Source organism: Streptomyces sp. NPDC097107 (assembly GCF_044762405.1).
GTDB lineage: Bacteria > Actinomycetota > Actinomycetes > Streptomycetales > Streptomycetaceae > Streptomyces > Streptomyces thinghirensis.
On sequence record NZ_JBIWEF010000007.1, the window covers coordinates 112828 to 137958 of the forward strand.

Here is a 25131-nt window from a genome sequence, read left to right on the forward strand (position 1 = left end):
CCGGCCCGCGCCCACGCCGGGCACCCCGCGAACGCCAGTCACGTACGACACCTCACCCCCGCCAAGCCCGCAGCCGCGCATACGCGGCCAAGCCGTCCGGCACCCACTCCCACTCCCCGAGACGCCGTTCCACCTCCGCCTCCGTGAGGAACCCGTGCCAGGCCACCTCCTCCACCTGCGGAGCAACCGGCCCCTCGCAGCGCACCTCGTACACCGCCGACCACCAGGTCGGCCCGGCACCGTCGTCGTACAGGAACTTGAAGAGGAACGTCGGGCGCGGCAGCCCCGTCACCCCCAGTTCCTCCTCCGCCTCCCGCAGCGCCGCGTCGTCGTAGGACTCGCCCGCGCCCACGACCCCGCCGACGAACATGTCGTACAGGGACGGAAACACCAGCTTGGTCGCCGTGCGGCGGTGGACGAAGACGCGTCCGGCCGGGTCCCGGGCGAACACGAACACGCAGCGGTGACGCAAGCCCTGGGCGTACGCGTCACCCCGCCGGGCCTGCCCGGTGACGCGGTCGTTCTCGTCGACGATGTCGAGGATCTCGTCAGCAGCGCTCATCCGCCCATCCAAGCAGCGGCCGTGCCCGCGCCCGGGAAATGGGGAGGGGGTGGTGTGGCGGTGTGGGGCAAGTGCCGTTGACAATACGCCAGTTGACGCGTGTAACGGGATGCCGGCCCTTGACGGAAAGCGTTGGCTGCCGCTTTGCTGTGCGTGATCAGTTCATGGCAGACCGGCTACGACGACCTACCGCGTCGCGTGAGGAAGTTTTCCGCGGTGTCCCCACCTCCGCCTCCCCTCGGCCGCGGCCGCAAACGCGCGGCCCAGGCCTTCGACGACGCCCTCGACGACGCCGAACTCGCCTCCGCCCGTGCCGCGTTGACCCAGGGCCGGTGGCAGTCCGCCCGCTCCCTGCTGGTCCACACGGGCGACGACTGGGACCGCCGCGGGCACCGGATGACCGTGCTCGCCAAGGAGTCCCACAGCGCACCCTGGGCCCGCGAGTGGCTGCTGGCCGAGCCCGATTCCGCCGACGCCTCGATACTGCTCGCCCTCGCGCTGGTCCACCGCGCCCTGCGCGGCAAGGAGAAGCCCGCCCGGGTCCGGGAGGTGTGCCGGGACGCCGCCGCGCTCGTTCCGAACGATCCGACGCCCTGGCTCGGGCTCCTCATGCTGGAGCGTTCACTCGGCGCGGTGGACGAGGTCGTCCGGGTCTTCGAGGCGGTGCGGGCGCGATACGCCGATCACCATCACGCCCATCACCTGATGGTGGCCCGGCTCGCCGAACGCGGCGGCGACGGCGGTGCCGACCCGCTGCACGAGGTGTACGACTTCGCCAACTGGGCCGCCGAGCAGGCCCCCGCCGACTCCCCGCTGGCCATTCTCCCGGTCGTCGCGCACGCCGAGCGCTACCGCGTGCTCGCCGCCGCCGGCCACGAGTCCGCCGACCCCAACGCCTGTGGCCACTGGGCCGGCCGCCGCGCCCGGCTGGTGATGAAGGCGGCCTTCGACTGGTGGCTGGAGTGGGAGCAGGACGGTCACCCGCGCCGGCTGATCGACCTTAACTTCCTCGCCCACGCCAAATTCTGCGAGGGCCGCGGCGCCGAGGCCGCCGCCCTCTTCCACCGCATCGGCGAACACGTCACGCCCGCCCCGTGGTCGTACCCGGACCGCGATCCCTACCCCGCTTTCCGAGCCGCCCGCGCGAGTGCGCTCGGTACGGCCTGACCCCCGACGCACCCGACCCCACGAAAGAAGGACGTCCTCCGATGACCACGGGCAGTTCGAGTACGAGCAGATCCGCGAGCGGTGGCGCCATCAGCACCTTCAAGGGGCAGGAGCGGGCGCTGCGCGCCGACCGGCTCGGTACCGGGGGCCTGCTTCTTTCCGTGCTGGCCGCCACCGCCCCGCTGATGGTGGTCGCCGGGGTCATGCCCACCACGTTCGCGGTGATGGGCATCGTCGGGCAGCCGCTGCTCTTCGTGCTGCTGGGCGTGGTGCTGATCCTCTTCAGCATCGGGTACGCCGAGATGAGCCGGCACGTCCACAACGCGGGGGCCTTCTACGCGTACATCTCCCGCGGACTCGGCGGCACCGCCGGCGCGAGCGCCGCCATGGTGGCGCTGGTCGCCTACAACGCCCTCCAGGTCGGCATCTACGGCATCTTCGGCTTCGAGGTGTCCGGGCTCCTGGCCACCTACGCCGACCTGGAGGTCGCCTGGTGGATACCGGCGCTGCTGGCCGTGCTCGCGGTCGGCACGCTGGGCTCGCTGAAGATCGACGTCAACGCGCGCGTGCTGGGTGTTCTGCTGCTCATCGAGGTCGTGCTCGTAGTCGTGTTCGACATCGCCGCCGTCGCCGATCCGGGGGCGCAGGGGCTGTCGCTGCACGCCTTCAACCCCGACACCCTGACGGGAGCGGGCGTGGGAACCGCGCTGTGCTTCTGCATCGCCGCCTTCCTCGGTTTCGAGCAGGCGCCCGTGTACGCCGAGGAGACCAGCCGGCCGCACGTGCTCGTGCCGCGTGTCATGTTCCTCGCGGTGGGCGGGGTCGCGGTCTTCTTCGCGCTCAGCAGCTGGGCCCTGACCGTCGCCACCGGGCCCGACAGGATCGTCGGCACAGCGCAGGAGCAGAGCGCCGGGCTCCTGTTCTTCCTCACCGAGGAACGGCTGGGCGGCACCTTCACCGACGTCCTGCACGTGCTCTTCGTGACCGGCATGTTCGCCGCCCTGCTCAGCTTCCACAACGTCGTCGCCCGGTACGCCTTCGCCATGGGGCGGGAGGGGCTGCTGCCCGCCGCCTTCGGGCGGACCAGCGGCTCCAGCGGCGCCCCGGGCACCGGCTCGCTGCTCCAGACCGCCGTGTCCGCGATCGTGGTCATCGGCTTCGCGATCGCCGACGACAAGCCGAACGGCGACCCGACCCAGCCCGTGCTGCACCTGTTCACCTGGGGCGGCAACATCGGGGCCCTCGGCGTGATCGTGCTGATGGCCGCGGCCTCGTTCTCCGTCGTCGCCTTCTTCGTCCGCCGTGGCGCCGCCGGCACCCAGGGCGTGCGGCTGGCCACCTCCACCGTCGCGGGCGTGGCCCTCGTCGTGATCGCCGGTTACACGGTCAAGGACTTCGACGTCCTCGTCGGCGCGGGCCCCGGCTCCTCCCTGAGCTGGATGCTGCCCGGCATCATCGGCCTCGCCGCGATCGCGGGCCTCGTGCAGGGCCTGGTCCTGCGTTCCCGCGCACCCGAGCGGCACGCCCGCATCGGCCAGGGCAACGAGGCGTTCCAGCTGGACAAGGCGGCGTCCTCCTGACCCGCACGGGGACGCCGACGCCGTGAGCGGGTCCATGCCGCCCCCGACGTGCCCACTTCCGGACGCGCACCCGGAGTCTCCCGTCATCCCCGGTACTCCCCCGCCGGGGAAGTACCGGGGGAGTGGCTCAGGAGCCGGATTCCGCGCCGAAGTCCAGCAGCACCTTGCAGGACCGGCTCCGGTCCGCGGCCAGCACGAACGCCGACTCCGCGTCCCGGACCGGCACCACCGTGCTGACCAGCGCGTCGAACGCGGGCTCGGCCGCGAGCAGTTCCAGCGCCTCGTCGAACTCGTCGTCGAAGCGGAACGCCCCGCGCAGCTCGATCTCGCGGCTCACCACCAGGTTCCCGGCGAAGGGGCTCTGCCCCGGCGGCAGCATGCCGAGCTGCACGACGACACCGCCGCGCCGGACCAGCCGCAGGCAGGTGTCCAGCCCCGCGGCCACCCCCGAGGCCTCGATCGCCGTGTCCACCTCGGCCGGCCGCCCGGCGTCTTCGGGGGCGTCGGCCCGCACGAGGGTGTCGGCGCCGGCGGCCCGCGCGTACTCCAGGGCGGCGGGCAGCGGGTCCGTCACCGTCACGTGCGCCGCGCCCGCCGCCTTCGCCGCCGCGACCACCAGGCAGCCGATCGGCCCGGCGCCGGTGACCAGCAGGTGCCGGCCGGTCAGGTCCCCGGCCCGGCGTACGGCGTGCAGCGCGACGGAGAGGGGCTCCGCGAGGGCGGCCCGGCGCGGGTCGAGACCGGCGGGCAGGGGCCGCAGCTGCTCGGCGGGGACGACGACCCGCGCCGCGAAGCCGCCCTGGACGTGCGGGACGCGGGCAGCGCTGCCGAGGTAACGGGTGTCCCGGCAGACGTTGCGCCGCCCGTCCGCGCACTCCGGGCACACTCCGCACGGGGTCGCCGGGTGCACGGCGACGGCCGTACCGGCGGCCGGGCCCGGCGTGTCCGTGACCGTGTCCGGGGAGCCGTACGCCACGACTGATCCGACCACCTCGTGCCCCAGCAGCATCGGCTCCTCCAGGCGGAAGTCGCCGACCCCGCCGTGTCGCCAGTAGTGCAGGTCGGAGCCGCACACGCCGCCGTAGCGGACGGCGACCAGCGCCTCGCCGGGGCCGGGGTGGGGGACCGGCAGTTCCTCGACGCGCAGATCGCCGGCGCCGTGGACGACACAGCCGAGCATCGAAGCCGCTTCCTCGGCGGAGAGTGGGGCGAGTGCGGCGAGCGAGTCGCGTGCGGGGTTCACAGGACGCTCGTCATGCCGCCGTCGACGTACAGGATCTGCCCGCCGACGAAGTCCGCGGCGGGTGAGGCCAGGAACAGCAGCCCGCCCACCAGGTCCTCGGTACGGCCCCAGCGGCCGGCCGGAGTGCGCCGGCGGACCCAGGCGCTGAACTCCTCGTCCTCGACGAGGGGCCGGGTCAGTTCGGTCTCGATGTAGCCGGGACCGAGACCGTTGACCTGGACGCCGTACGGGCCCCAGTCCGCGCACATGCCCTTGGTGAGCATCTTCAGCGCGCCCTTGGTGGCCGCGTAGGGCGCGATGCCCGGACGGGCCACCTCGCTCTGCAGCGAGCAGATGTTGACGATCTTGCCGTGGCCGCGTTCCGTCATCCGGCGCGCCGCCTCCCGGCCGACCAGGAAGGCGCTGGTGAGATTGGTGTCCAGGATGCGGTGCCAGTCGGCGTCGGCGAACTCCAGCAGCGGCGCCCGGAGTTGCATGCCGGCGTTGTTGACCAGGATGTCGAGCGGGCCCACCCGCTCCTCGACCTCCGCGATGCCGGCCGCCACGGACGGACCGTCGGTCACGTCGAACACGGCCGTGTGGACGTCGCCGGGGAGGCAGGCGGCGGCCTCGGTGAGGCGGTCGGCGTCGCGTCCGTTGAGGACCACCCGGCAGCCGGCCTCCGCCAGGCCCCGGGCGAGGGCCAGCCCGATGCCCCGGCCGGAACCGGTCACCAGGGCCGTGCGCCCGCCGATGTCGAAGAGGGGGTGAGCCGTCATCGTCGTACTCCTGAATGACGTCGCGTCGTGCGGCTATATGACCAGTGACAGGAGCAGGACGAGAGCGCCCGCGACCACCGAGATGATCGTCTCCATGACGGACCAGGTCTTGATGGTCTGGCCGACGTTCAGGCCGAAGTACTCCTTCACCAGCCAGAAACCCGCGTCGTTGACGTGGCTGAAGAAGAGCGAACCGGCGCCGATGGCCAGGACCAGCAGGGCCGCGTGCGTCGTCGACATGTCGGCCGCCAGCGGCGCCACCAGACCGGCCGCCGAGACGGTCGCCACGGTCGCCGAACCCGTCGCCAGCCGGATCGCCACCGCGATCAGCCAGGCCAGCAGCAGGGCCGGGATCGACCAGTCCTCGGAGATCTCCAGGATCATCTGGCCCACGCCGGAGTCGATCAGCGTCTGCTTGAAGCCGCCGCCCGCGCCGACGATCAGCAGGATGCCCGCGATGGGCGCGAGCCCCTTCTCGACGAGGCCCGAGAGGCGCTCCTTGCCGAAGCCGGCCGGACGCAGCAGCGTGAAGATGCCGACGATCACGGAGGCGAGCAGGGCGATCAGCGGGTTGCCGATCACGTCGAAGCTGCGCTGCACCAGGTTCTCCGGGTCGTCGACGATGATGTCGACGAGCGCCTTGGCCAGCATCAGCACGACCGGCAGCAGGATGGTGGCCAGGGTCGCGCCGAAGCCGGGGCGCTTCTCCAGCTCCTCCGAGGCGCGCTGCGGGATCATGCGGTCGGGGGCCGGGACGTCCACCCAGCGGGCCGCGTACTTCGAGAACAGCGGACCGGCGATGATCACCGTCGGGATGGCGATCAGGACACCCAGCGCGAGCGTCACACCGAGGTTGGCGCCGACCGCGTCGATGGCGACCAGCGGACCGGGGTGCGGCGGGACCAGACCGTGCATCACGGACAGACCGGCCAGCGCCGGGATGCCGATGCGCATCAGGGAGTAGTTGCCGCGCTTGGCGACCATCAGGACGACCGGGATCAGCAGGACGATGCCGACCTCGAAGAACAGCGGCAGTCCGATGACGGAGGCGATGAGCACCATCGTCCACGGCATCGAACGCGGACTGGCCTTGGCGAGGATGGTGTCCACGATCTGGTCGGCGCCGCCGGAGTCGGCGAGCATCTTGCCGAGGATCGCGCCGAGGGCGATCAGCACGCCGACACCCGCGACGGTGGAGCCGAGCCCGGCGGTGAAGCTGGTGATGACCTTGTCCAGCGGCGCCCCGGCGAACGCGCCGAGCGCCAGCGACCCGATGGTCAGCGACAGGAAGGCATGCAGCTTGAACTTGGTGATCAGCAGGACGATGACGGCGATGCCCAGGAGCACGGCGATGCCCAGCTGGGCCTGGCCGGCCGAGGTGATCGGCTCGACGGTGTCCGCTGCCAGCATCTCGACGCTGAGTCTGGTCACGGTGGTTCCCTTGCGGTGATGGGGGTTCGGGGGAGTGCGGGGCCGCGTCCGCGCACGGCGGCACGACCCCGGGGGAGGGTGTGGGGGGTTACTGGGCCGGCTCGGGGAGGTCCGTCAGGGCGTTCATCGCCCGTTCGGCGATCTCCTCCGGGGTGCCGGCGACGTCCACCGCGACTCCCGCCTCGTCCGGCTCCAGGGGCTGGAGCGTGGCGAACTGGGAGTCGAGCAGGGCCGTCGGCATGAAGTGCCCCTGCCGTTGCGACATCCGCTCCTCGATCAGCTCGCGGCTGCCCGTGAGGTGCACGAAGACGACACCGGGAGCGCCGGCCCGCAGCCGGTCGCGGTACGACCGCTTCAGCGCCGAACTGCTCACCACCCCGCCGAGCCCCGCCCGCCCGTGCGCCCAGTCGCCGATGGCGTCCAGCCAGGGCCAACGGTCCTCGTCGGTGAGCGGGGTGCCGGCCGTCATCTTGGCGATGTTGGCCGGCGGGTGGAAGTCGTCGCCCTCGGCGTAGGGAACGCCGAGCCGGGCCGCGAGCAGGGGGCCGATGGTGGTCTTACCGGTGCCCGCTACGCCCATGACCACGACGACATGGGGGGTGTGCAGTCGCTGCATCGCACTCTCGCTGTCTGCTGTCTTCGTCGACACGTGATGTCGACGTAACTGAAACCCATTAGGTACGACGAATTCAAGAGTCTGTGACATATAAGTCTGACTTTTTGTTCCCGTGATCCGGCCCGTACGCTGAGTGCATGAGCACACCGGGCCGGGGGCTGCACGGCCGCGTACTGGACACCCTCGGGCCCGCGATCACAGCGGGCGAGTACCCTGCGGGCAGCGTTCTGCGCACCGACGAGCTGGCACAGCGTTTCGAGGTGTCGCGCTCCGTGATGCGGGAGGCCGTGCGGGTGCTGGAGTCCATGCACCTGGTCGCGTCGCGCCGCCGCGTGGGCGTCACCGTCCTGCCCGAGTGCGAGTGGAACGTCTACGACCCGCAGGTCATCCGCTGGCGCCTGGCCGGCTCCGAACGCCCGCGGCAGCTTCGCTCCTTGACCGTGCTGCGCTCGGCCGTCGAACCGGTGGCGGCGGGCCTGGCGGCACGGCACGCCACGTCGGAGCAGTGCGCCGAGCTGACCGAGTGCGCGCTCGGCATGGTCGCCAACTCGCGCGGCCACAAACTGGAGGCGTACCTCTTCCACGACGTGGCCTTCCACCGCGTCATCCTGACCGCCTCCGGCAACGAGATGTTCGCCCGCCTCGGCGGCGTCGTCGCCGAGGTCCTGGCCGGGCGCACCCACCACGACGTGATGTTCGAGGACCCCGACCCGGCGGCCGTGACCCTGCACGTCCAGGTCGCCGAGGCGGTGCGGGCACGGGACGCCGACCGCGCCGAGCGGCTGACCCGGGAGATCACCGTCGGCGCGCTGCAGGAACTGGACATCCTGGCGCCCTGAAGCCCTGCCGGGCCGATCTACGCCGGGAACTCCCCGTCGACGTACACCCACGCCCCGTCGACGCGCTCGAACCGGCTCCGCTCGTGCAGCGAGCCACCGCGGTAGGACGCGCGGAAGGTCACGGTCCCGGTGGAGTGGAAGGCGGACCCGTCGCTCGTGCCCAGGATCTCCAGACCGGTCCACCGCATCCCCGGGTCGAGGTCGAGGCGCTCGGGACGCGTCCTCGGGTGCCACGTCCGCAGCAGGTATCCGCCGTCCAGGCGTACGAAGGCGCTGTAGCGCGAACGCATCAGGGCCTCGGCGGTCGACGCGGAGGCGGCTCCCGCGTGGAAGCGGCCGCAGCACCTCTCGTACGGCTCGGACAGCCCGCACGGGCAGGAAGGCGTGGTCATGGCGGCCATTGTGCCCGGTCCGGGACACGCCCCGGAGTAGCAGAAGACCCCTGCCGCAGCAGGGGTCTCGACTGGTGTCCGAGGGGGGACTTGAACCCCCACGCCCGATAAAGGGCACTAGCACCTCAAGCTAGCGCGTCTGCCATTCCGCCACCCGGACAAGGTGTCTGTCGTGCGGGCTGCTGCCCGCGGCGACGACGTAAACATTACCAGGCTTTCCGGGGTGGCCGATCACCCCCTCCTTGGGCGCGGACGGCCGGAGGGGGAGGATGAGAGGGACCCACCAGCAGTGGCATCGGCAGTGACATAAGCAGTGACGTCAGCAGTGACAGCGGGAGGAACCACGTGAGCGACTCGGGCACGGCCAGGAGCGTCACCGGCGAGGACGAGGTCGTCGACCTCTGCCGCGAGCTGATCCGGATCGACACCAGCAACTACGGCGACCACTCGGGTCCGGGCGAGCGCAAGGCGGCCGAGTACGTCGCCGAGAAGCTCGCCGAGGTCGGACTCGAACCGCGGATCTTCGAGTCCCACCCCGGACGCGCCTCCACGGTGGCCCGGATCGAGGGCGAGGACCCGTCCCGGCCGGCGCTCCTCATCCACGGCCACACCGACGTCGTCCCGGCCAACGCGGACGACTGGACCCACCACCCCTTCTCCGGCGAGATCGCGGACGGGTGCGTGTGGGGGCGCGGGGCGGTCGACATGAAGGACATGGACGCGATGACCCTCGCGGTCGTCCGCGACCGGCTGCGCAGTGGGCGCAAGCCTCCGCGCGACATCGTGCTGGCGTTCCTCGCGGACGAGGAGGCCGGCGGGACGTATGGCGCCAAGCACCTGGTGCGCAAGCACCCCGAGCTGTTCGAGGGCGTCAGCGAGGCGATCGGCGAGGTCGGCGGGTTCTCCTTCACGGTCAACGAGAAGCTGCGGCTCTACCTCGTCGAGACCGCCGAGAAGGGCATGCACTGGATGCGGCTCACCGTCGACGGCACGGCCGGGCACGGCTCGATGACCAACGACGACAACGCGATCACCGAGCTGTGCGAGGCCGTGGCCCGGCTCGGCCGGCACCAGTGGCCGGTCAGGGTCACCAAGACCGTACGGGCCTTCCTGGACGAGCTGTCCGACGCGCTCGGCACCGAACTCGACCCCGAGAACATGGAGGAGACCCTCGCCAAGCTCGGCGGCATCGCCCGGATGATCGGCACGACCCTGCGCAACTCGGCGGCGCCCACCCAGCTCGGCGCCGGTTACAAGGTCAACGTCATCCCCGGCCAGGCCACGGCGCACGTCGACGGACGCTTCCTGCCCGGTTACGAGGAGGAGTTCCTCGCCGACCTCGACCGCATCCTCGGCCCGCGCGTGCGGCGCGAGGACGTGCACGCCGACAAGGCGCTGGAGACCGACTTCGACGGCCGGCTCGTCGACGCCATGCAGACCGCCCTGCGCGCCGAGGACCCGATCGCGCGGGCGGTGCCCTACATGCTCTCCGGCGGCACCGACGCCAAGTCCTTCGACGACCTCGGCATCCGCTGCTTCGGCTTCGCGCCGCTCAAGCTGCCGCCGGAGCTGGACTTCGCGGGCATGTTCCACGGGGTGGACGAGCGGGTGCCGGTGGAGGGGCTGCAGTTCGGCGTACGGGTGCTCGACCGTTTCATCGACGCGTCCTGACTCATCGACGGACGCTGATTCGCCGAGACGTCCGGATTGGCCCGATGAAACGTGACTTCCGCACGCGACGGTATTCGGCCGCGCGTGCGGGAGCCGACCGGGAAGAGTGAATGTGCTCATAAGCTCGTAGCCTCATTAGTTCCTCCTCGTTACAGGTGATGCGATCAGCAAGCTGGGATCGCGTTTGCCAACTAGGAGGAATAATGTTCAAGAAGGTCGTCGCCGCCGCAGCCGCCACCGGCGGTCTGGTTCTCGCGGGCGCGGGCATGGCCGTCGCCGACTCCGGTGCCCAGGGTGCTGCCGTGCACTCGCCCGGCGTCCTTTCCGGCAACGTCGTTCAGGTGCCCGTGCACGTCCCGGTGAACGTCTGCGGCAACACGGTCTCCGTGATCGGTCTGCTGAACCCCGCCTTCGGCAACGTCTGCATCAACAAGTGACGTTGTGCCTCGCCCCGTGAGGGTCTGAGTCCGCCGGCCCCGGAGCGCGTGCCACGTGCTCCGGGGCCGGCGGACTCTGGAGCCTTCGCGGGGTGGGGAACGACGGCGACGTCGGAATTCCCGGCGTTCTCGGCATTCCCGGTACTAGCGGGATCGGCATTCCCGGTACTAGCGGGACTAGGGCAAGGCAGGGATTCAGGAAATGCGACAGGTCACCCGCAAGGGCCTGATGACGATGGCGGCCGCCACCGGCGTGATCGCCGCCGCGGGCGGCACCGCCCAGGCGGACTCGGGGGCGCACGGCTCGAGTTCGGGTTCGCCCGGCGTACTGTCCGGCAACACGGTGCAGGCACCGGTGCACGTGCCGGTGAACGTCTGCGGCAACACGGTCGACGTCATCGGTGTGCTCAATCCGGCGATGGGCAACTCTTGCGCCAATCAGGGCGGCGGCGCGTCCGGCGGTTACGGCGACACCCGGGGGCAGGACGGCTCGCCCGGGGGCTCGCACGCCGGCGGGCACGCCACCGACTCGCCCGGCGTCGGCTCCGGCAACCACGTGGAGGCGCCGATCCACGTGCCGGTGAACGTCTGCGGCAACAGCGTCGACGTCGTCGGCGCCCTCAACCCGACCACCGGCAACGACTGCGGCAACGGCGGTGGCGGACATCACTCGACGCCGCCCGGAGACCCGGGCGACCCCGGGGACCCGGGCAACCCTGGAGACCCGGGTAACCCTGGAGACCCGGGGGAGCCCGGCACTCCGGGCAACCCGCCCGACTCGGGCGACGAGACGCCGGGGGGCTCCTCGCACGTCAACCAGCCGGGCACCCAGACCGTCGCCCAGCCGCAGGGCGACGCGCGACTCGCCGAAACCGGCAGCGACCTGCCCCTGGGCCTCGCCCTGCCGGTGGGCGCGGGCGCGCTGCTCGCGGGCACGGTGCTCTACCGCAAGGCACGCGCCTCGGCGTGACGCCCCTCGGGCCGGGCGACCGGCACGCACCACGGGCCCCGCACCGGCGGGGCCCGTTCCGTCTCCGGTTCCGTCACCCGCGCGTGGTCGAATCCGGTCACCGGCTCACCAGGTACCGGCTCACCAGGTCGCGCGTACCTGGCGGATGATCCGCCGCCGCAGCCGTACCTTGCGGCTGCCGTCGCGCAGCAGGCTCAGCCGGTACAACTCCCAGTGTCCGTACTCGGCGTGGTCGGTCAGCAGACGTGTCGTCTCCTTGCGGGAAACCCCGCGCGGCAGGTACACGTCGACAAATTCGTATTCCGGCATCGCATCTATTGTGCGGGCTGGGGCCCGGTACGGATAGCGTCTGCACTATGTCTGATGCTGCGCAGCCCACCGCTGCCGAGGTACGCGCCGCCGCCGAGGCGGTCAAGACCGCGCTCGACCGCCACCTGGCCGCGGTCGAACGCCGGTCGGGGGAGGACGACCCGACCGTCTACGACGCGTTCAACCAGCTGGCCGCGGCCGCGGAGGCGTACGACGAACTGCTCTACGACCGTTACGACGAGGTCACCCCCTTCGAGATCCCCGGCGCGGACGACTCGCTGCCGCCGTACACGGGCCCCGAGGAGCCCAGCGCGCTGAGCGTCCTGATCCGCCGTGACTACGCCGTGGCCGAGCCGCAGCGGCTGATGGCCCATGCCCGGCGGGTCGAGGCGGCGGACGACGAGGAGGCGGGCGTCGAGGCCTCCGGCACGGTTCACGGGGCGCTCGGCCTCCTGTTCGGCGAGTTCGAGCCGGACGAGATCGCCTCCCGGCACAAGGAGTTCGGCCTTGAGGAGGGTGACTCCACGCTCTGGGTGACGGCCGCTGACCAGGCCCCCGAACCCGGCGAGTGGCTGGAAGCCCCCTTCGAACAGGCCGACCCGCAACGAGTGGTCTGCCGCTTCGACGTCAGCGCGGTCTTCGACGACGAGTTCGACGACGGCCTCGATGACGACGATGACGACGAGGCCGGTGGCGGTGGCGTGCGGGAGCTGGAGGAGGACCTCGACACGGATCTGGACGAGGACCTGGACGCGGACGAGGACCTTGACCCGCACGGGGACGAGGCCGACGACCGTGACGAGGACGGTGAGCGGGCGCGGCTGTAGGCGGGCCGCTGAGTGGCGGGCCGCTGAGTGGCGGGTCGCAGAGTGGCGGGTCGCTGAACGGCTGGAGCCGCGACGCGCCGGCCGGCCCGACGGCGGCGGTCACGGGGATCGCCCCTGTGACCGCCGCCGTCGCGTTCACCCAGGACGGTCCGGCAGCGTGGCGGGTCGGCAGGGCGGCGGGGAAGCCTGGGCGAGGTGTGGGGGCTCAGGCGGCCGGGCGCCCTCCCGGGTCAGCCTTCCACGGGCACCTGCGGCGCGAGCAGCACCGGCAGACGGGTCGTGCGCGGCTTCGCCGGGACCTCGGCCACGGCACGGGGCAGCGCCTGCTCCACGCCGTGCACCACGGACAGGTGGCGGGCGGCCCGGCCGAACGCCGTGTAGATCCAGGGGCGGCTGAGGGCCTGCGCGGCATCGCCGGGCAGGACCACGACCACCGCCGGCCAACGGCCGCCCACCGCCTGGTGCGCGGTCAGCGCCCATCCGTGCCGCACGGACTGCTCCACCCGCTCCTTCGGTACGACGACGGCCTCGCCCGCGCACGACAGGTGCAGCCCGTCGGCGTCGGCCTTCACCACCCGGCCCGGCAGCGTACGGCCCGGCACGGGGGAGTAGGCGACGCGGTCCCCGGGGTCGAAGCCGCCGAAGCGGCCGGGGCCCGGGTTCAGCCGCTCCTTCAGTGCGGCGTTGAGCGCCCGTGTGCCCGCCGCGCCGCCGTGGCCCGGAGTGATCACCTGGGTCTCCTCGGTGGGAACGCCGATCGCGCGCGGCACCGAGTCCGCGACGAGCTGGACGGTGCGGTGCACGGCCTCGCCCGCCTCCCGCACCGGCACGATCACGACCTCCTTGCCGGGCGCCTCCACCTGAACCAGCTCGCCGATGCCGAGGCCGGAGACCAGTTCGCCGAGCGGGCCCGGGTCCGGGCGTCGGGAGGCGGTCTGGGGGCAGACGCGCGCCGCCAGCAGATCCGCGAAGACCCGCCCGGGCCCCACGGACCCCAGCACCGCCGGGTCCCCGGCCAGCACCAGCCGCGCCCCGTCCGGCAGCGACTCCGCCAGCAGGGCGCCCGCCTCGACGTCCAGCTGCGGCGCGTCGAGCACGACCAGCAGATCGAGGTCCAGCGCACCGTCCGCGTCCCGTCCCGGCCCCTCGGCCCCGGCCAGCAACCCGGCCAGGGTGACGACGGCGGGACCGGCGGGGACGGAAATGTCCGGGGCGGTGGAGTCAGGAGGCTGTGGCGCGGACGGCGGGTCGCCCAGCAGGACGGCGAAGCGGTCGCGGCCGAGCGGCCCGGGTGCGGCGGCCCAGGCGCGCAGGCCCAGGGTGTGCGCGGCGTGCAGCAGGACCGCCGGTTCGGCCAGGGACGCCTCCCCGCCGGTGTGCAGGACCAGCCCGTGGTCCGCGACGGCGCGGATGAGGTCGGTGGCGGCTCCCTGCGCGGAGGCGGCGGCGCGCTCCCAGTCCGCCGCGGAACCGTCCCGCTTCGGCGCCGAGTTGGCCAGCCGGGCCAGGCCGTCGGCGAGGCTCTCCTCGGCGAGCGCGTACCGCTCCAGACCGATCAGGACCCGGACCGGGCGCTCCTCGTCCTCGTCCGTCCCCTCCGCCCCGCCCGTGGTGTAGTCCTGGCGTGCGCCGGTCTCCTCCAGGGCGTCCTGGAAGGCCAGCGCCTCGCCCTCCGCGAGTGTGCTCCGCACGGCGGCGTCGGGGTCCGGCACGCCGCGCTGGGCCAGCGTGGCCGTGAGCCGGGGCAGCTCCAGGGCCGTGTGCCCGGCCAGGGCGGCCTGCTCCAGCAGCCACACCGTGACCGCGCGGCCGCGGCGCTCGTCGTCCGGGCCGCACGCCGCGCCCAGCAGCGCCCGGGCGAATCCGTCGGCCTGCTCCGGCCGCACTCCGCCGACCCGGAGCAGCTGCCAGGGGTCGGCGCGCAGCGCCTCCTCCGCGCCCTCACCGAGGAGCGCGGCGGTCTGCGGTGCGAGCGTCTCGGGAGCGCCGCCCTCGGCCAGTACGCGCCGTACGGACTGGACGGTCTCCGGCGCGGGCCCAGTGGGCCCGGCGGTCGCCTCGGCCGGCGCCGGCCGAGGCTGTCGTACCGGTTCCGGGGCGGGACGGCGCGGGGCGGGCTCGGGGTCGCCGAAGACCGTGGCCGCCGGCTTCTCGCCGCTCTCCACAGCCCTCACCGCGGCGAGCAGATCGGCCGCCGTGCCGCTGAGCTTGGTCCCGGCGTCGATCGGGGCCTGCTTCCCGGCCTTCCGCCGCTCGATCCGCTCCCGCACAAGCCGTTGAGCGGCCAGCTCGGCCTCGGCCTCGGAGACCTGAGCCGCCGCGCCGCCGCCGTCCGCGCTCCCACCACCCGGCTGCCCGGCGGGCAACTCCTCCCCCGGGCCGCCGGCCTCCCCGGCCGCTTCGTCCCCGGCCGCATCGTCTCCGGCCGCATCGTCTCCGGACGAATTGTCGATGCCCGTACCGCCGCCGATGCGCGTATCGTCACCGGCCGGCTGCTCGGTCCCACCGGCAGCAGCCTCGGCGTCGGGAGCCCGGCCGTCGGCCGGCACCTCTGCTCCGTCGGCCGGTACCTCGATCCCGGCGGTGTCCGGCTCGGCTCCGTTCGCGGTGCCCGGGGTCTGCGGCCCGGCGTCCACGGCGTCCGCGGTGTCCTCAGAGGCGGGCTCGGGCTCCGTGCTCACAGCGTGCTCCAGTCGTGATCGGGATAGCGGTGCACGGGCGTCGACACATCGTCGAGAGCCCGGCAGATCTCGTCAGGAAGACTAAGGGTCTCCACTGACAACGCCGCCGTGAGCTGCTGCGCGTTGCGCGCGCCGACGATCGGGGCGACCACGCCGGGCCGGTCCCGGACCCAGGCCAGCGCCACCTGGAGCGGCGTCACCGCGAGCCCGTCCGCCGCCGTCGCCACCGCGTCCACGATGTGACCGGCCGTGTCGTCGAGGTAGGGGGCGACGAACGGGGCCAGATGCTCCGACGCGCCGCGCGAGTCCGACGGCGTCGAGTCCTTGCGGTACTTGCCGGTGAGGACCCCGCGGCCCAGCGGAGAGGAGGGGAGCAGACCGACTCCCAGGTCCACGGCGGCGGGCAGCACCTCGCGCTCGATGCCCCGCTGGAGCAGCGAGTACTCCATCTGCGTACTCGCCAGCCGGTTCCGCACGCCCGGCGCCGCCAGCTGCCAGGTCGCCGCCTTGGCCAGCTGCCAGCCGCAGAAGTTGGACACTCCCGCGTACCGGGCGCGTCCGCTGCTCACCGCCACGTCGAGGGCGTGCAGCGTCTCCTCCAGCGGCGTGTGCGGGTCGAAGGCGTGCAGGTGCCACACGTCGACGTGGTCCGTGCCGAGACGGGCCAGCGAGGCGTCGAGCGCGGAGAGCAGGTGGGCGCGCGAACCGTCGAAGCGGCGGTCGGGATCCGGCACGCTGCCGGCCTTCGTGGAGATCACCAGGTCCCGACGCGGAACCAGGCCCTCCATGAGCCGCCCGAGCAGGTACTCGGACTCCCCGTCGCCGTACACGTCCGCGGTGTCGACGAGGGTCCCGCCCGCCTCCCAGAAGGTTTTCAGGAGGTCCGCGGCGTCATGCTCGTCGGTGTCCCGGCCCCAGGTCAGGGTGCCGAGACCGATGCGGGACACGCGCAGGCCGGTGCGGCCGAGATGCCTCTGCTCCATGAACGCCGACATTACTGGCCACTGCTTGCGCTGTGGGGGCCTGTGGACAACCGAATTCCCGCGCTAAGGTCGGGCCCAGAAGACGTTACTCATCAGTAAGGGGAATCGGCCATGCAGCTCGGGATCAACCTCGGCTACTGGGGTGCCGGAATGGACGCGGACAACCTGGCCGTCGCCCAGGAGGCCGACCGGCTCGGCTACGCCGTCTGCTGGGCCGCCGAGGCCTACGGCTCCGATGCGGCCACCGTGCTCACCTGGGTCGCCGCCCAGACCGAGCGCATCGACGTGGGCTCGGCCATCTTCCAGATCCCGGCCCGCCAGCCCGCGATGACCGCCATGACGGCCGCCACCCTGGACTCCCTCTCCCAGGGCCGCTTCCGCCTCGGCCTCGGCGTCTCCGGACCGCAGGTCTCCGAGGGCTGGTACGGCGTCAAGTTCGACAAACCGCTGGCCCGCACCCGCGAGTACGTCGAGATCGTGCGCAAGGCGATGACGCGGGAGCGGCTGTCGTACGAGGGGCAGCACTGGACGCTGCCGCTGCCCGGGGGCCCGGGCAAGCCGATCAAGCTGACCGTGCACCCGCAGCGCGAGCACATCCCGCTGTACATCGCCGCGATCGGCCCGAAGAATCTGGAGCAGACCGGCGAGATCGCCGACGGCGCCCTGCTGATCTTCCCGTCCGCCGACCACCTGGAGGACACCGCGATCCGGCATCTGCGCGCCGGGCGCGAGAAGGCGGGCAAGACCCTCGACGGCTTCGACGTCTGCCCGACCCTGCCGCTGGCCCTCGGCGACGACAAGGACGTCACGACGCTCGCCGACACCTTCCGGCCCTACACCGCGCTCTACGTCGGCGGCATGGGCAGCCGCAAGCAGAACTTCTACAACCAGCTCGCCCAGCGCATGGGCTACGAGGCGGAGGCCGCCGAGATCCAGGACAAGTACCTGTCCGGCGACAAGCAGGGTGCCGGCGCGGCCGTCCCGCACGACCTGATCGACCAGACGACGCTGCTCGGTTCCGTGGACCGCATCGCGGACCGGATGAAGGCCTACGCCGCCGCCGGCGTCACCACGCTGACCCTCGCGCCCGCGGGCTTCACTCTGGACGAGCGGCTCGCCGCGCTCCGCGCCGGCACGGAGGCCCTGGAGCGGGCCGGACTCGCGTAGCGAGCCAGGTCCGTCGGTAGGTTCTGCGGCCGTGGTGGGGGCTCGGGGGTCTTCCCCGCCACGGCCGTCACGGAGGACAACGCGCCCACGCGCGTGTGGTTACGCCTCCCCGCGTTACCGGCCGTCCTTCTTTTGGCTGAGTTGCCCGCCGCACCTGTTGCCGCCCCTCACCTCCCGCACTTGACTCGGTCTTTGCGGAATCTGCGGAACCCTGCAGAGGCAGAGAGGCGGCACCCATGCTTTCGGCCAGGAGTCTGTTCCAGGAGATCCTCGACAACGACGAGTCGTTCCGTCTCTTCTGCTCCATCGCGGCCAGCGGCGAGTCGCAGGGCGGCTGGGAGAACGCGCGCATCGCGGCGCTCGTACCGGAGAGCGAGCGCGCGCTCGCCCCGAAGATCACCCGGCACGGCGCGGACGAGGACAAGCACGGACGCATCTTCCACGCCCTGCTGAAGAGGCGCGGCCTCGAACCCGTCGCGGTGCCCCCCGAGACCGACTACACCATGCTCCTGGAGCGGCACGGCATCGGCCTCGCCCACGAGAAGCTCAAGGCCGACGCGCCCCTCACGGAACGGGACATCATCACCTACCTCGCGCACAGCCGGGTCACCGAGCAGCGCGCGGCCGAGCAGATGGCGATGCTCCTCGAGTACTTCGCGGACCACCCCGACCTGGGCCGGGCCGTCCGGATGATCTCGGCCGACGAGGACAACCACCTCGCCTACTCCCACGAGGAGCTGCTGCGCTTCGCCGCCGCCGGACACGGCCGGTACATCCAGCGGACGCTGCGCGAGAGCGCGCTCGCCGAGATCCGCGTCCACCGGGACGTCAGCCTCGCGGTGATGGACCGTATGGGGTGCCTCCTCGGCTGGCCGCGCACCAGGTCGGCGATGCTCGCGGCGGGCATCCACGCGATGTACGCCTACGAGCGGCTGGCCGGCTGGCACCGCATGGTGACGCTGCGGACACCCGAACGGCGCGACGCGCTCGGCGGTCCCGCCGCCGCGGCCCCGGAGGTCGCCTGACGGCCGACGCGCGGACTGCCTGGCCCTACAGCCAGCCCCGGCGCTTGAACAGCCGGAACAGCAGCACCTCCAGAGCGGCCATCAGCACGATCACCGCCGGGTAGCCCCACTCCCAGTGCAGCTCCGGCATGTGGTCGAAGTTCATGCCGTAGACCCCCGCGAGCATCGTGGGGACCGCCGCCATGGCCGCCCAAGCGGAGATCTTCCGCATGTCGTCGTTCTGCCGGACGCTCGTCTGCGCCAGGTGTGCCGACAGGATGTCCGAGACCAGCCGGTCCAGGCCCTCCACTGACTCGTTCACGCGCGTGAGGTGGTCGCTCACGTCGCGGAAGAACGGCCGCGCCCTCTCGTTCACGAACGGCACCCCGGCGCCGAACGCCCCCGTCCCCGCCAGCCGGGCCAGCGGCGGCGCCAGCGGGCCCGTCGCCCGGCGGAACTCCAGGACCTGCCGCTTGAAGGTGTAGATCCGGGACGCGGTGTGCCGTGAGCCGCCGCCGTCCGGGGAGAAGACCTCGGCCTCCAGATCCTCCAGGTCGTTCTGCAACTCGACGGCGACGTCCAGGTAGTGGTCGACGACGGCGTCCGCTATCGCGTACAGCACCGCGGTGGGCCCCTTGCCGAGCAGCTCGGGCTCGTGCTCCAGTCGCTGCCGTACGGCCTTCAGCGGGGCGCCCTCGCCGTGCCGGACGACGACCACGAACGCGTCGCCCAGGAAAATCATGAGCTCGTCGGTGGAGACGGCGTCGCTCTCCGGCTCGTACACCACCGGCTTCAGGACGGCGAAGAGCGAGTCCTCGTACACCTCCAGCTTGGGCCGCTGGTGGGCCTTCAGGGCATCCTCCACCGCCAGCGGGTGCAGCCCGAACTCCTGGCTGACCAGGTCGAACTCGTCCTCCGTCGGTTCGTGCAGACCGATCCAGACGAAGCCGCCCGAGGTCCGCGCCCCGCCGAGCGCGTCGGAGAGGTCCTCGGGTCCGTCCGTGCGGTGCCCGTCCCGGTAGACGGCACAGTCGACGATCACCGAACGCAATCTCCCTTCGCCCCGGCGCCCTCGCACCGCGCCGTACGCCTACCCTGGCCGCATGCCCACGCTGATCCTGGTTAGGCACGGACGTTCCACCGCCAACACCGAGGGGCTGCTCGCCGGCTGGACGCCCGGCGTCGCCCTCGACGAACGCGGGGCCGCGCAGGCCGCCGCGCTGCCCGGCCGGCTTGCCGCCCTGCCGCTCTCAGAGATCGTCGCCAGCCCGCTGCAGCGCTGCCAGGAGACGATCCGCCCATTGCTCGACGCCCGGCCCGGGCTGAAGGCGCACACCGACGAACGGATCGGGGAGTGCCACTACGGCGACTGGTCCGGCCGCAAGCTCGCCGAGCTCAGGGACGAGCCCCTGATGGAGGTGGTGCAGGCGCACCCCTCCGCAGCGGCGTTTCCCGGCGGCGAGTCGATGCGCGCGATGCAGACCCGAGCCGCCGAGGCGGTGCGCGAGTGGAACGCGCGCGTGGAGCGCGACCACGGCGCCGACGCCGTCTACCTCATGTGCTCCCACGGCGACATCATCAAGTCCCTCGTCGCGGAAGCACTCGGCCTTCATCTCGACCTCTTCCAGCGGATCTCCGTCGAGCCCTGTTCCGTCACCGCGATCCGCTACACCCGGCTGCGCCCGTTCCTCGTCCGCCTCGGCGACACCGGTGACTTCGCCTCCCTGGCCCCGCACGAGGAGCCCCCTGGTGACCAGGCCCCCGTCGGTGGTGGTGCGGGCGCACCGTGATCGTCGGCCGCAGTAGGGTGAAGCGGTTGCAGCAGTGCCCCGCCTACCTTCCCCCGACTTCCATGGAGACAGGACGTGTCCCGTCAGGTGTTCCTCTACGACCAACCGGAACGTTTTGTGGCCGGTACGGTCGGGCTGCCCGGGCGCCGTACGTTCTTCCTCCAGGCCACCGCAGGCTCCCGGGTGACCAGCGTGGCCCTGGAGAAGACCCAGGTCGCCGCTCTCGCCGAGCGCATGGACGAACTCCTCGACGAGGTCGTACGGCGCAGCGGCGGCAGCACCGTCGTCCCCGCCATGGCACCCACGGAGCCCGCCGACACCGCCCCGCTGGCCACCCCCGTCGAGGAGGAGTTCCGGGTCGGCACCATGGCGCTGGCCTGGGACGGCGAGGACCAGCGCATGATCGTCGAGGCGCAGGCCCTCGTGGAACTGGACGCCGAGTCCGAGGAGGACCTGGCGGAGGCCGAGGAGCGGCTGCTCCAGGACGAGGAGAACGGCCCCCCGATGCTCCGGGTCCGCCTCACCGGCGCGCAGGCCAGGGCCTTCGCCAAGCGCGCCCTCGACGTCGTCAACGCCGGGCGGCCGCCGTGCCCGCTGTGCAGCCTCCCGCTCGACCCGGAAGGACACGTATGTCCGCGCCAGAACGGATACCGCCGCGGAGCGTGACCACCGACGCGGCGGCCGCCGAGTTGCTCGCCCGGGGCGAGCTGACCGTGCGCGGACGCATCCGCGACGCCTCCAACGCGGCGCTGTACTGCACGGTGACGCACGAGGGACGCGAGGCGGCCTGCATCTACAAGCCGGTCGCCGGGGAGCGGCCCCTGTGGGACTTCCCCGACGGCAGCCTCGCCCAGCGCGAGGTCGCCGCGTACGAGGTGTCCGAGGCGACCGGCTGGGGCCTCGTACCGCCCACCGTGCTGCGCGACGGTCCGTACGGCGAGGGCATGTGCCAGCTGTGGATCGAGGCGGTGCCGGAGACGGAGCTGCTGGCCCTGGTGGAGGACGAGGAGCCCGGCCCCGGCTGGAAGGCGATCGCCCTCGCCGAGGTCGGTGAGGGCCGCACCGCGCTGCTCGTGCACGCCGACGACGAGCGGCTGCGCCGGCTGGCCGTACTGGACGCCGTACTCAACAACGCCGACCGCAAGGGCGGCCATCTGCTGCCCGCGGACGAGGAACGGCTGTTCGGCATCGACCACGGGGTGACCTTCCACGCCGAGAACAAGCTGCGGACCCTGCTGTGGGGCTGGGCGGGGGACCCGCTCACCGGGGAGGCCCTGACGGTGCTCGACGCCCTAGGAGAAGCCCTGAAGGACGGCGGGACCCTGGCGATCCGGCTCGGCGCGCTGATCACCCCCGCCGAACTCGACGCCACGCGCGCGCGCGTCGACGCGCTGCTGGCCTCCGGGAGGCACCCGGAACCGAGCGGCGAGTGGCCGGCCATCCCCTGGCCGCCGGTCTAGCGAGCCGGTACCGCCCCCACCGCACAACGGCCGGTTTCGCGCAAGAGCGCCTTACCGGCCATCCAACCCGGTCCGGTTCGTGTACGGAACACCCGTCCGGTTACGCTCATGACATGCATGCCTGGCCCGCTTCCGAGGTCCCCGCCCTGCCTGGTCAGGGTCGCGACCTGAGGATCCACGACACCGCGACCGGCGGCCTGGTCACTCTCGACCCCGGTCCCGTCGCCCGCATCTATGTCTGCGGCATCACGCCGTACGACGCCACCCACATGGGGCACGCGGCGACCTACAACGCGTTCGACCTCGTCCAGCGCGTGTGGCTCGACAACAAGCGGCAGGTTCACTACGTCCAGAACGTCACCGACGTCGACGACCCACTGCTGGAGCGGGCCGTGCGCGACGGTGTCGACTGGACCGCCCTCGCCGAGAAGGAGACCGTCCTCTTCCGCGAGGACATGACGGCGCTGCGGATGCTGCCGCCGCGGCACTACATAGGCGCCGTGGAGGCCATACCCGGCATCGTCCCGCTCGTCGAGCGGCTGCGGGACGCGGGCGCGGCGTACGAGCTGGAGGGCGACACCTACTTCTCCGTCGAGTCCGACCCCCACTTCGGCGGCGTCTCCCACCTCGACGCCGCCGCCATGCGGCTGCTCTCCGCCGAGCGCGGCGGCGACCCGGACCGGCCGGGCAAGAAGAACCCGCTCGACCCGATGCTGTGGATGGCCGCTCGCGAGGGCGAACCCAGCTGGGACGGCGGCTCGCTCGGCCGCGGGCGCCCCGGCTGGCACATCGAGTGCGTCGCCATCGCCCTCGACCACCTCGGCATGGGCTTCGACGTCCAGGGCGGCGGCTCCGACCTGGCCTTCCCGCACCACGAGATGGGCGCCTCGCACGCTCAGGCGCTCACCGGCGAGTTCCCCATGGCCAAGGCGTACGTGCACGCCGGCATGGTCGGTCTCGACGGTGAGAAGATGTCCAAGTCCAAGGGCAACCTGGTCTTCGTCTCGCAGCTGCGCCGCGAGGGTGTCGACCCGGCCGCCATCCGGCTCACGTTGCTCGCCCACCACTACCGCTCCGACTGGGAGTGGACGGACCGGGTGCTGCAGGACGCGCTCGCCCGGGTGGAGCGCTGGCGCGCAGCCGTCTCCCGGCCCGACGGCCCGCCCGCCGAGGCGCTCGTCGAGGAGATCCGCGAGGCCCTCGCGAACGACCTGGACTCCCCGGCAGCGCTCGACGCCGTCGACCGCTGGGCCGCGCTCCAGCAGGAGAGCGGCGGCACGGACATCGGCGCGCCCGGCGTCGTCTCCCGCGCGGTCGACGCGCTGCTGGGCGTGGCGCTGTAAGCAGGCGCACGTACCGAGACAGCAAGTGCCCACACGGAAACAGGGGCGCTTCCCGCCGGGAAGCGCCCCTGTTTCCGCTCGTTCAGTCCTCCGACGACTCCTCGTCGTCCCCGCTCGTCTTCGGCGGCCTCGGCGGACGCGCACGGCCGCTGGGGTTGTCCCGCAGATACGGCGTCCCGGAGGAGCCGTCGCCGTCCGCAGTGGCGTGGCCACCCGGCCCGCCCGGTCCGGAGCCGTCCCGGCGCCGCAGATACCGCTCGAACTCGCGGGCGATCGCCTCGCCCGACGCCTCCGGCAGCTCCGCGGTGTCCCGGGCCTCCTCCAGCGACTGGACGTACTCGGCGACCTCGCTGTCCTCGGCGGCCAGCTGGTCCACACCCACCTGCCAGGCACGCGCGTCCTCGGGCAGATCGCCCAGCGGGACACGCACGCCGATCAGGTCCTCCAACCGGTTCAGGAGGGCCAGCGTGGCCTTCGGGTTCGGCGGCTGCGACACGTAGTGCGGCACCGCGGCCCACAGCGAGACGGCCGGAACGCCCGCGTGCGTGCACGCCTCCTGGAGGATGCCGACGATGCCCGTGGGGCCCTCGTACTTGGTCTCCTCCAGGTCCATGCGCCGGGCGAGGTCGGCGTCCGACGTGGTCCCGCTGATCGGGACCGGACGAGTGTGTGGCGTGTCGCCCAGCAGGGCGCCCAGGACGACCACCAGCTCGACGCCCAGCTCGTGGGCGAAGCCCAGCAGCTCGTTGCAGAACGACCGCCAGCGCATGGACGGCTCGATGCCGCGGACGAGGACCAGGTCGCGTGGTTTGTCGCCGCCGATCCGGACCACCGACAGTCTCGTCGTCGGCCACGTGATCTTGCGGACGCCGGCTTCCATGAACACCGTGGGGCGGTTGACCTGGAAGTCGTAGTAGTCCTCGGCGTCCAGCGCCGCGAACACCTCGCCCTTCCACTCCCTGTCGAGATGCGCGACCGCGGTGGAGGCGGCGTCGCCGGCGTCGTTCCAGCCTTCGAACGCGGCCACCATGACCGGGTCGACCAGCTCGGGAACCCCCTCGAGCTCGATCACCCAGCGCCTCCTTCCGACGTGCCCTCGCGTACCCCCCAACCTTACGGCGTGCCGAGGGACCGCCCGCAGCCCCCTTGCGCGGGGGAGTGAACGCATCACTGCCCCGTTCCCGGCGGCCGGACACCCGACGCCGAGGCCGGATCGGACCCGGGTCAGAGGGTGGAGCGCAGCCACTGCTCCACGGACGCGATGTGCACCGTCGCCCAGGAACGCGCCGCCTCCGCGTCCCGGTCGCGCAGTGCGCCGAGGATCGCGCGGTGCTCGTACAGGGTGCGGCTGACCGCGTCCTCCTGGGTGAGCCCGCGCCAGACGCGGGCCCGGGTGGTGGGCCCGGACAGACCGTCCAGGAGGGAGCAGAGCACCGAGTTGCCCGAGGCTCCGACGATGCCCCGGTGGAACTCCAGGTCGCAGGCGACCAGTTCCTCCGCCGACGGCTCGGCGCCGAGGGCGTCCAGCCCGCCCTCCAGCTCGTCCAGCACCCGGTCGGTGATCCGGGAGGCCGCCATCGCGGTCGCGGCCGGCTCCAGGATGCGGCGCACGGCGAGGAACTCCAGCACCGTGTCGTCGCGGTGGAAGTCGACGACGAAACCGATGGCCTCCAGCAGGAGCTGCGGATCCAGGCTGCTGACGTAGGTGCCGTCACCCTGCCGCACGTCCAGGATCCGGATCAGGGACAGGGCCCGCACGGCCTCGCGCAGGGAGTTGCGGGACAGCCCCAGGCCGGCGGCGAGCTCGCTCTCCTTGGGAAGCCGGTCGCCCGGCCGCAGCGCGCCGGAGACGATCATGCCCTTGATCTTCTCGATCGCCTCGTCGGTGACCGCCACGGCCG

25 protein-coding genes and 1 tRNA gene are annotated in these 25131 nt (G+C 72.3%); 13 read left to right on the forward strand and 13 right to left on the reverse strand.

Going from position 1 to position 25131, the window contains the following annotated elements; genetic code table 11:
- Nucleotides 1–52 precede the first annotated feature (52 nt).
- Nucleotides 53–562, reverse strand: a complete 510-nt coding sequence (locus tag ACIQ1J_RS18265; protein ID WP_403557790.1) for an NUDIX hydrolase — start codon at nt 560–562, stop codon at nt 53–55.
- Between the two features lie 216 nt (nt 563–778).
- Here ACIQ1J_RS18265 and ACIQ1J_RS18270 point away from each other — a divergent pair, with 216 nt between their 5' ends.
- Nucleotides 779–1729 carry a hypothetical protein gene (locus ACIQ1J_RS18270; protein ID WP_210961775.1) on the forward strand — a complete coding sequence of 317 codons (951 nt, stop codon included), beginning with the start codon at nt 779–781 and terminating at the stop codon, nt 1727–1729.
- A gap of 41 nt (nt 1730–1770) precedes the next feature.
- Nucleotides 1771–3309 (forward strand): APC family permease, encoded by a 1539-nt coding sequence (locus tag ACIQ1J_RS18275; protein WP_403557792.1) that lies wholly within the window; start codon nt 1771–1773, stop codon nt 3307–3309.
- Between the two features lie 127 nt (nt 3310–3436).
- Here the strand turns inward: ACIQ1J_RS18275 and ACIQ1J_RS18280 are convergent, their stop codons facing one another.
- From ACIQ1J_RS18280 to ACIQ1J_RS18295, 4 genes are all read right to left on the reverse strand, one after another.
- Complete coding sequence (locus tag ACIQ1J_RS18280) at nt 3437–4489, reverse strand: L-idonate 5-dehydrogenase (protein WP_403558221.1); 1053 nt, start codon at nt 4487–4489, stop codon at nt 3437–3439.
- Nucleotides 4490–4548: 59 nt separating this feature from the next.
- Nucleotides 4549–5310, reverse strand: coding sequence for an SDR family oxidoreductase (locus tag ACIQ1J_RS18285; RefSeq protein WP_403557794.1), 762 nt, complete (start codon nt 5308–5310; stop codon nt 4549–4551).
- A 33-nt stretch (nt 5311–5343) separates the two neighbouring features.
- Nucleotides 5344–6741, reverse strand: a complete 1398-nt coding sequence (locus ACIQ1J_RS18290) for a GntP family permease (RefSeq protein WP_403557796.1) — start codon at nt 6739–6741, stop codon at nt 5344–5346.
- An 88-nt stretch (nt 6742–6829) separates the two neighbouring features.
- A complete protein-coding gene (locus ACIQ1J_RS18295) occupies nt 6830–7357 on the reverse strand; it encodes a gluconokinase (RefSeq protein WP_210961771.1) in 528 nt (175 codons plus the stop codon).
- Nucleotides 7358–7494: 137 nt separating this feature from the next.
- Between ACIQ1J_RS18295 and ACIQ1J_RS18300 the strand changes: the two genes are divergently transcribed.
- The gene (locus ACIQ1J_RS18300; protein ID WP_403557799.1) at nt 7495–8196 is read left to right on the forward strand and encodes a FadR/GntR family transcriptional regulator; all 702 of its coding nucleotides are present in this window, start codon (nt 7495–7497) and stop codon (nt 8194–8196) included.
- Between the two features lie 17 nt (nt 8197–8213).
- Here ACIQ1J_RS18300 and ACIQ1J_RS18305 read toward each other — a convergent pair whose 3' ends face one another.
- Together ACIQ1J_RS18305 and ACIQ1J_RS18310 are read right to left on the reverse strand one after the other, a co-directional pair.
- Nucleotides 8214–8588, reverse strand: a complete 375-nt coding sequence (locus tag ACIQ1J_RS18305) for a YchJ family protein (RefSeq protein ID WP_403557801.1) — start codon at nt 8586–8588, stop codon at nt 8214–8216.
- A 72-nt stretch (nt 8589–8660) separates the two neighbouring features.
- A tRNA-Leu gene (locus tag ACIQ1J_RS18310) sits at nt 8661–8748 on the reverse strand.
- Between the two features lie 185 nt (nt 8749–8933).
- On the opposite strand from ACIQ1J_RS18310, the gene ACIQ1J_RS18315 reads away from it, so the two are divergent.
- From ACIQ1J_RS18315 to ACIQ1J_RS18325, 3 genes are all read left to right on the forward strand, one after another.
- A complete protein-coding gene (locus ACIQ1J_RS18315) occupies nt 8934–10259 on the forward strand; it encodes a M20/M25/M40 family metallo-hydrolase (RefSeq protein ID WP_403557803.1) in 1326 nt (441 codons plus the stop codon).
- Between the two features lie 203 nt (nt 10260–10462).
- The gene (gene chpH / locus ACIQ1J_RS18320) at nt 10463–10696 is read left to right on the forward strand and encodes a chaplin ChpH (protein WP_121746052.1); all 234 of its coding nucleotides are present in this window, start codon (nt 10463–10465) and stop codon (nt 10694–10696) included.
- A gap of 202 nt (nt 10697–10898) precedes the next feature.
- Complete coding sequence (locus ACIQ1J_RS18325; RefSeq protein ID WP_403557806.1) at nt 10899–11666, forward strand: chaplin; 768 nt, start codon at nt 10899–10901, stop codon at nt 11664–11666.
- 120 nt (nt 11667–11786) lie between these two features.
- On the opposite strand, the gene ACIQ1J_RS18330 is transcribed toward ACIQ1J_RS18325, so the two are convergent.
- A complete protein-coding gene (locus ACIQ1J_RS18330) occupies nt 11787–11975 on the reverse strand; it encodes a DUF5703 family protein (protein WP_055416095.1) in 189 nt (62 codons plus the stop codon).
- A gap of 47 nt (nt 11976–12022) precedes the next feature.
- Between ACIQ1J_RS18330 and ACIQ1J_RS18335 the strand changes: the two genes are divergently transcribed.
- Nucleotides 12023–12802: a hypothetical protein gene (locus tag ACIQ1J_RS18335; RefSeq protein ID WP_403557808.1), complete on the forward strand. Its 780-nt coding sequence runs from the start codon at nt 12023–12025 to the stop codon at nt 12800–12802.
- Nucleotides 12803–13032: 230 nt separating this feature from the next.
- Here ACIQ1J_RS18335 and ACIQ1J_RS18340 read toward each other — a convergent pair whose 3' ends face one another.
- Together ACIQ1J_RS18340 and ACIQ1J_RS18345 are read right to left on the reverse strand one after the other, a co-directional pair.
- Nucleotides 13033–15483 (reverse strand): helix-hairpin-helix domain-containing protein, encoded by a 2451-nt coding sequence (locus ACIQ1J_RS18340; RefSeq protein ID WP_403557810.1) that lies wholly within the window; start codon nt 15481–15483, stop codon nt 13033–13035.
- Entirely contained in the window at nt 15480–16466 is a 987-nt protein-coding gene (locus ACIQ1J_RS18345; protein ID WP_403557812.1) for an aldo/keto reductase, read from the reverse strand. Before ACIQ1J_RS18345 ends, ACIQ1J_RS18340 begins: the two co-directional genes overlap by 4 nt.
- A 111-nt stretch (nt 16467–16577) precedes the next feature.
- Here ACIQ1J_RS18345 and ACIQ1J_RS18350 point away from each other — a divergent pair, with 111 nt between their 5' ends.
- Nucleotides 16578–17633 carry an LLM class F420-dependent oxidoreductase gene (locus tag ACIQ1J_RS18350; RefSeq protein ID WP_210961764.1) on the forward strand — a complete coding sequence of 352 codons (1056 nt, stop codon included), beginning with the start codon at nt 16578–16580 and terminating at the stop codon, nt 17631–17633.
- A 236-nt stretch (nt 17634–17869) separates the two neighbouring features.
- Nucleotides 17870–18658: a ferritin-like domain-containing protein gene (locus ACIQ1J_RS18355; protein WP_403557814.1), complete on the forward strand. Its 789-nt coding sequence runs from the start codon at nt 17870–17872 to the stop codon at nt 18656–18658.
- Between the two features lie 25 nt (nt 18659–18683).
- Here ACIQ1J_RS18355 and corA read toward each other — a convergent pair whose 3' ends face one another.
- Nucleotides 18684–19679, reverse strand: a complete 996-nt coding sequence (corA, locus tag ACIQ1J_RS18360; RefSeq protein WP_403557816.1) for a magnesium/cobalt transporter CorA — start codon at nt 19677–19679, stop codon at nt 18684–18686.
- A gap of 61 nt (nt 19680–19740) precedes the next feature.
- Between corA and ACIQ1J_RS18365 the strand changes: the two genes are divergently transcribed.
- From ACIQ1J_RS18365 to mshC, 4 genes are all read left to right on the forward strand, one after another.
- Nucleotides 19741–20427 carry a histidine phosphatase family protein gene (locus ACIQ1J_RS18365; protein ID WP_210961761.1) on the forward strand — a complete coding sequence of 229 codons (687 nt, stop codon included), beginning with the start codon at nt 19741–19743 and terminating at the stop codon, nt 20425–20427.
- A gap of 75 nt (nt 20428–20502) precedes the next feature.
- A complete protein-coding gene (locus ACIQ1J_RS18370) occupies nt 20503–21093 on the forward strand; it encodes a DUF3090 domain-containing protein (RefSeq protein ID WP_055416088.1) in 591 nt (196 codons plus the stop codon).
- On the forward strand, nt 21057–21887 hold the full coding sequence (locus ACIQ1J_RS18375) for an SCO1664 family protein (protein ID WP_403557819.1): 831 nt from the start codon (nt 21057–21059) through the stop codon (nt 21885–21887). Before ACIQ1J_RS18370 ends, ACIQ1J_RS18375 begins: the two co-directional genes overlap by 37 nt.
- A 113-nt stretch (nt 21888–22000) precedes the next feature.
- Complete coding sequence (gene mshC, locus ACIQ1J_RS18380; protein ID WP_210961759.1) at nt 22001–23230, forward strand: cysteine--1-D-myo-inosityl 2-amino-2-deoxy-alpha-D-glucopyranoside ligase; 1230 nt, start codon at nt 22001–22003, stop codon at nt 23228–23230.
- Nucleotides 23231–23312: 82 nt separating this feature from the next.
- Here mshC and parJ read toward each other — a convergent pair whose 3' ends face one another.
- Both parJ and ACIQ1J_RS18390 read right to left on the reverse strand, forming a co-directional pair.
- The gene (gene parJ / locus ACIQ1J_RS18385; protein ID WP_403557821.1) at nt 23313–24302 is read right to left on the reverse strand and encodes a filament polymerization regulator ParJ; all 990 of its coding nucleotides are present in this window, start codon (nt 24300–24302) and stop codon (nt 23313–23315) included.
- Nucleotides 24303–24454: 152 nt separating this feature from the next.
- Nucleotides 24455–25126, reverse strand: coding sequence for a FadR/GntR family transcriptional regulator (locus tag ACIQ1J_RS18390; protein WP_403557823.1), 672 nt, complete (start codon nt 25124–25126; stop codon nt 24455–24457).
- Nucleotides 25127–25131 lie beyond the last annotated feature (5 nt).

Excerpts from the sequence above, each read along its gene's own strand:
- ACIQ1J_RS18265 (WP_403557790.1), bottom strand. The coding sequence starts at position 562 with ATGAGCGCTGCTGACGAGATCCTCGACATCGTCGACGAGAACGACCGC.
- ACIQ1J_RS18275 (WP_403557792.1), top strand. The coding sequence starts at position 1,771 with ATGACCACGGGCAGTTCGAGTACGAGCAGATCCGCGAGCGGTGGCGCC.
- ACIQ1J_RS18280 (WP_403558221.1), bottom strand. The coding sequence starts at position 4,489 with ATGCTCGGCTGTGTCGTCCACGGCGCCGGCGATCTGCGCGTCGAGGAA.
- ACIQ1J_RS18285 (WP_403557794.1), bottom strand. The coding sequence starts at position 5,310 with ATGACGGCTCACCCCCTCTTCGACATCGGCGGGCGCACGGCCCTGGTG.
- ACIQ1J_RS18295 (WP_210961771.1), bottom strand. The coding sequence starts at position 7,357 with ATGCAGCGACTGCACACCCCCCATGTCGTCGTGGTCATGGGCGTAGCG.
- ACIQ1J_RS18300 (WP_403557799.1), top strand. The coding sequence starts at position 7,495 with ATGAGCACACCGGGCCGGGGGCTGCACGGCCGCGTACTGGACACCCTC.
- ACIQ1J_RS18305 (WP_403557801.1), bottom strand. The coding sequence starts at position 8,588 with ATGACCACGCCTTCCTGCCCGTGCGGGCTGTCCGAGCCGTACGAGAGG.
- chpH (WP_121746052.1), top strand. The coding sequence starts at position 10,463 with ATGTTCAAGAAGGTCGTCGCCGCCGCAGCCGCCACCGGCGGTCTGGTT.
- ACIQ1J_RS18325 (WP_403557806.1), top strand. The coding sequence starts at position 10,899 with ATGCGACAGGTCACCCGCAAGGGCCTGATGACGATGGCGGCCGCCACC.
- ACIQ1J_RS18330 (WP_055416095.1), bottom strand. The coding sequence starts at position 11,975 with ATGCCGGAATACGAATTTGTCGACGTGTACCTGCCGCGCGGGGTTTCC.
- ACIQ1J_RS18335 (WP_403557808.1), top strand. The coding sequence starts at position 12,023 with ATGTCTGATGCTGCGCAGCCCACCGCTGCCGAGGTACGCGCCGCCGCC.
- ACIQ1J_RS18345 (WP_403557812.1), bottom strand. The coding sequence starts at position 16,466 with ATGGAGCAGAGGCATCTCGGCCGCACCGGCCTGCGCGTGTCCCGCATC.
- ACIQ1J_RS18350 (WP_210961764.1), top strand. The coding sequence starts at position 16,578 with ATGCAGCTCGGGATCAACCTCGGCTACTGGGGTGCCGGAATGGACGCG.
- ACIQ1J_RS18355 (WP_403557814.1), top strand. The coding sequence starts at position 17,870 with ATGCTTTCGGCCAGGAGTCTGTTCCAGGAGATCCTCGACAACGACGAG.
- ACIQ1J_RS18365 (WP_210961761.1), top strand. The coding sequence starts at position 19,741 with ATGCCCACGCTGATCCTGGTTAGGCACGGACGTTCCACCGCCAACACC.
- ACIQ1J_RS18375 (WP_403557819.1), top strand. The coding sequence starts at position 21,057 with ATGTCCGCGCCAGAACGGATACCGCCGCGGAGCGTGACCACCGACGCG.
- mshC (WP_210961759.1), top strand. The coding sequence starts at position 22,001 with ATGCATGCCTGGCCCGCTTCCGAGGTCCCCGCCCTGCCTGGTCAGGGT.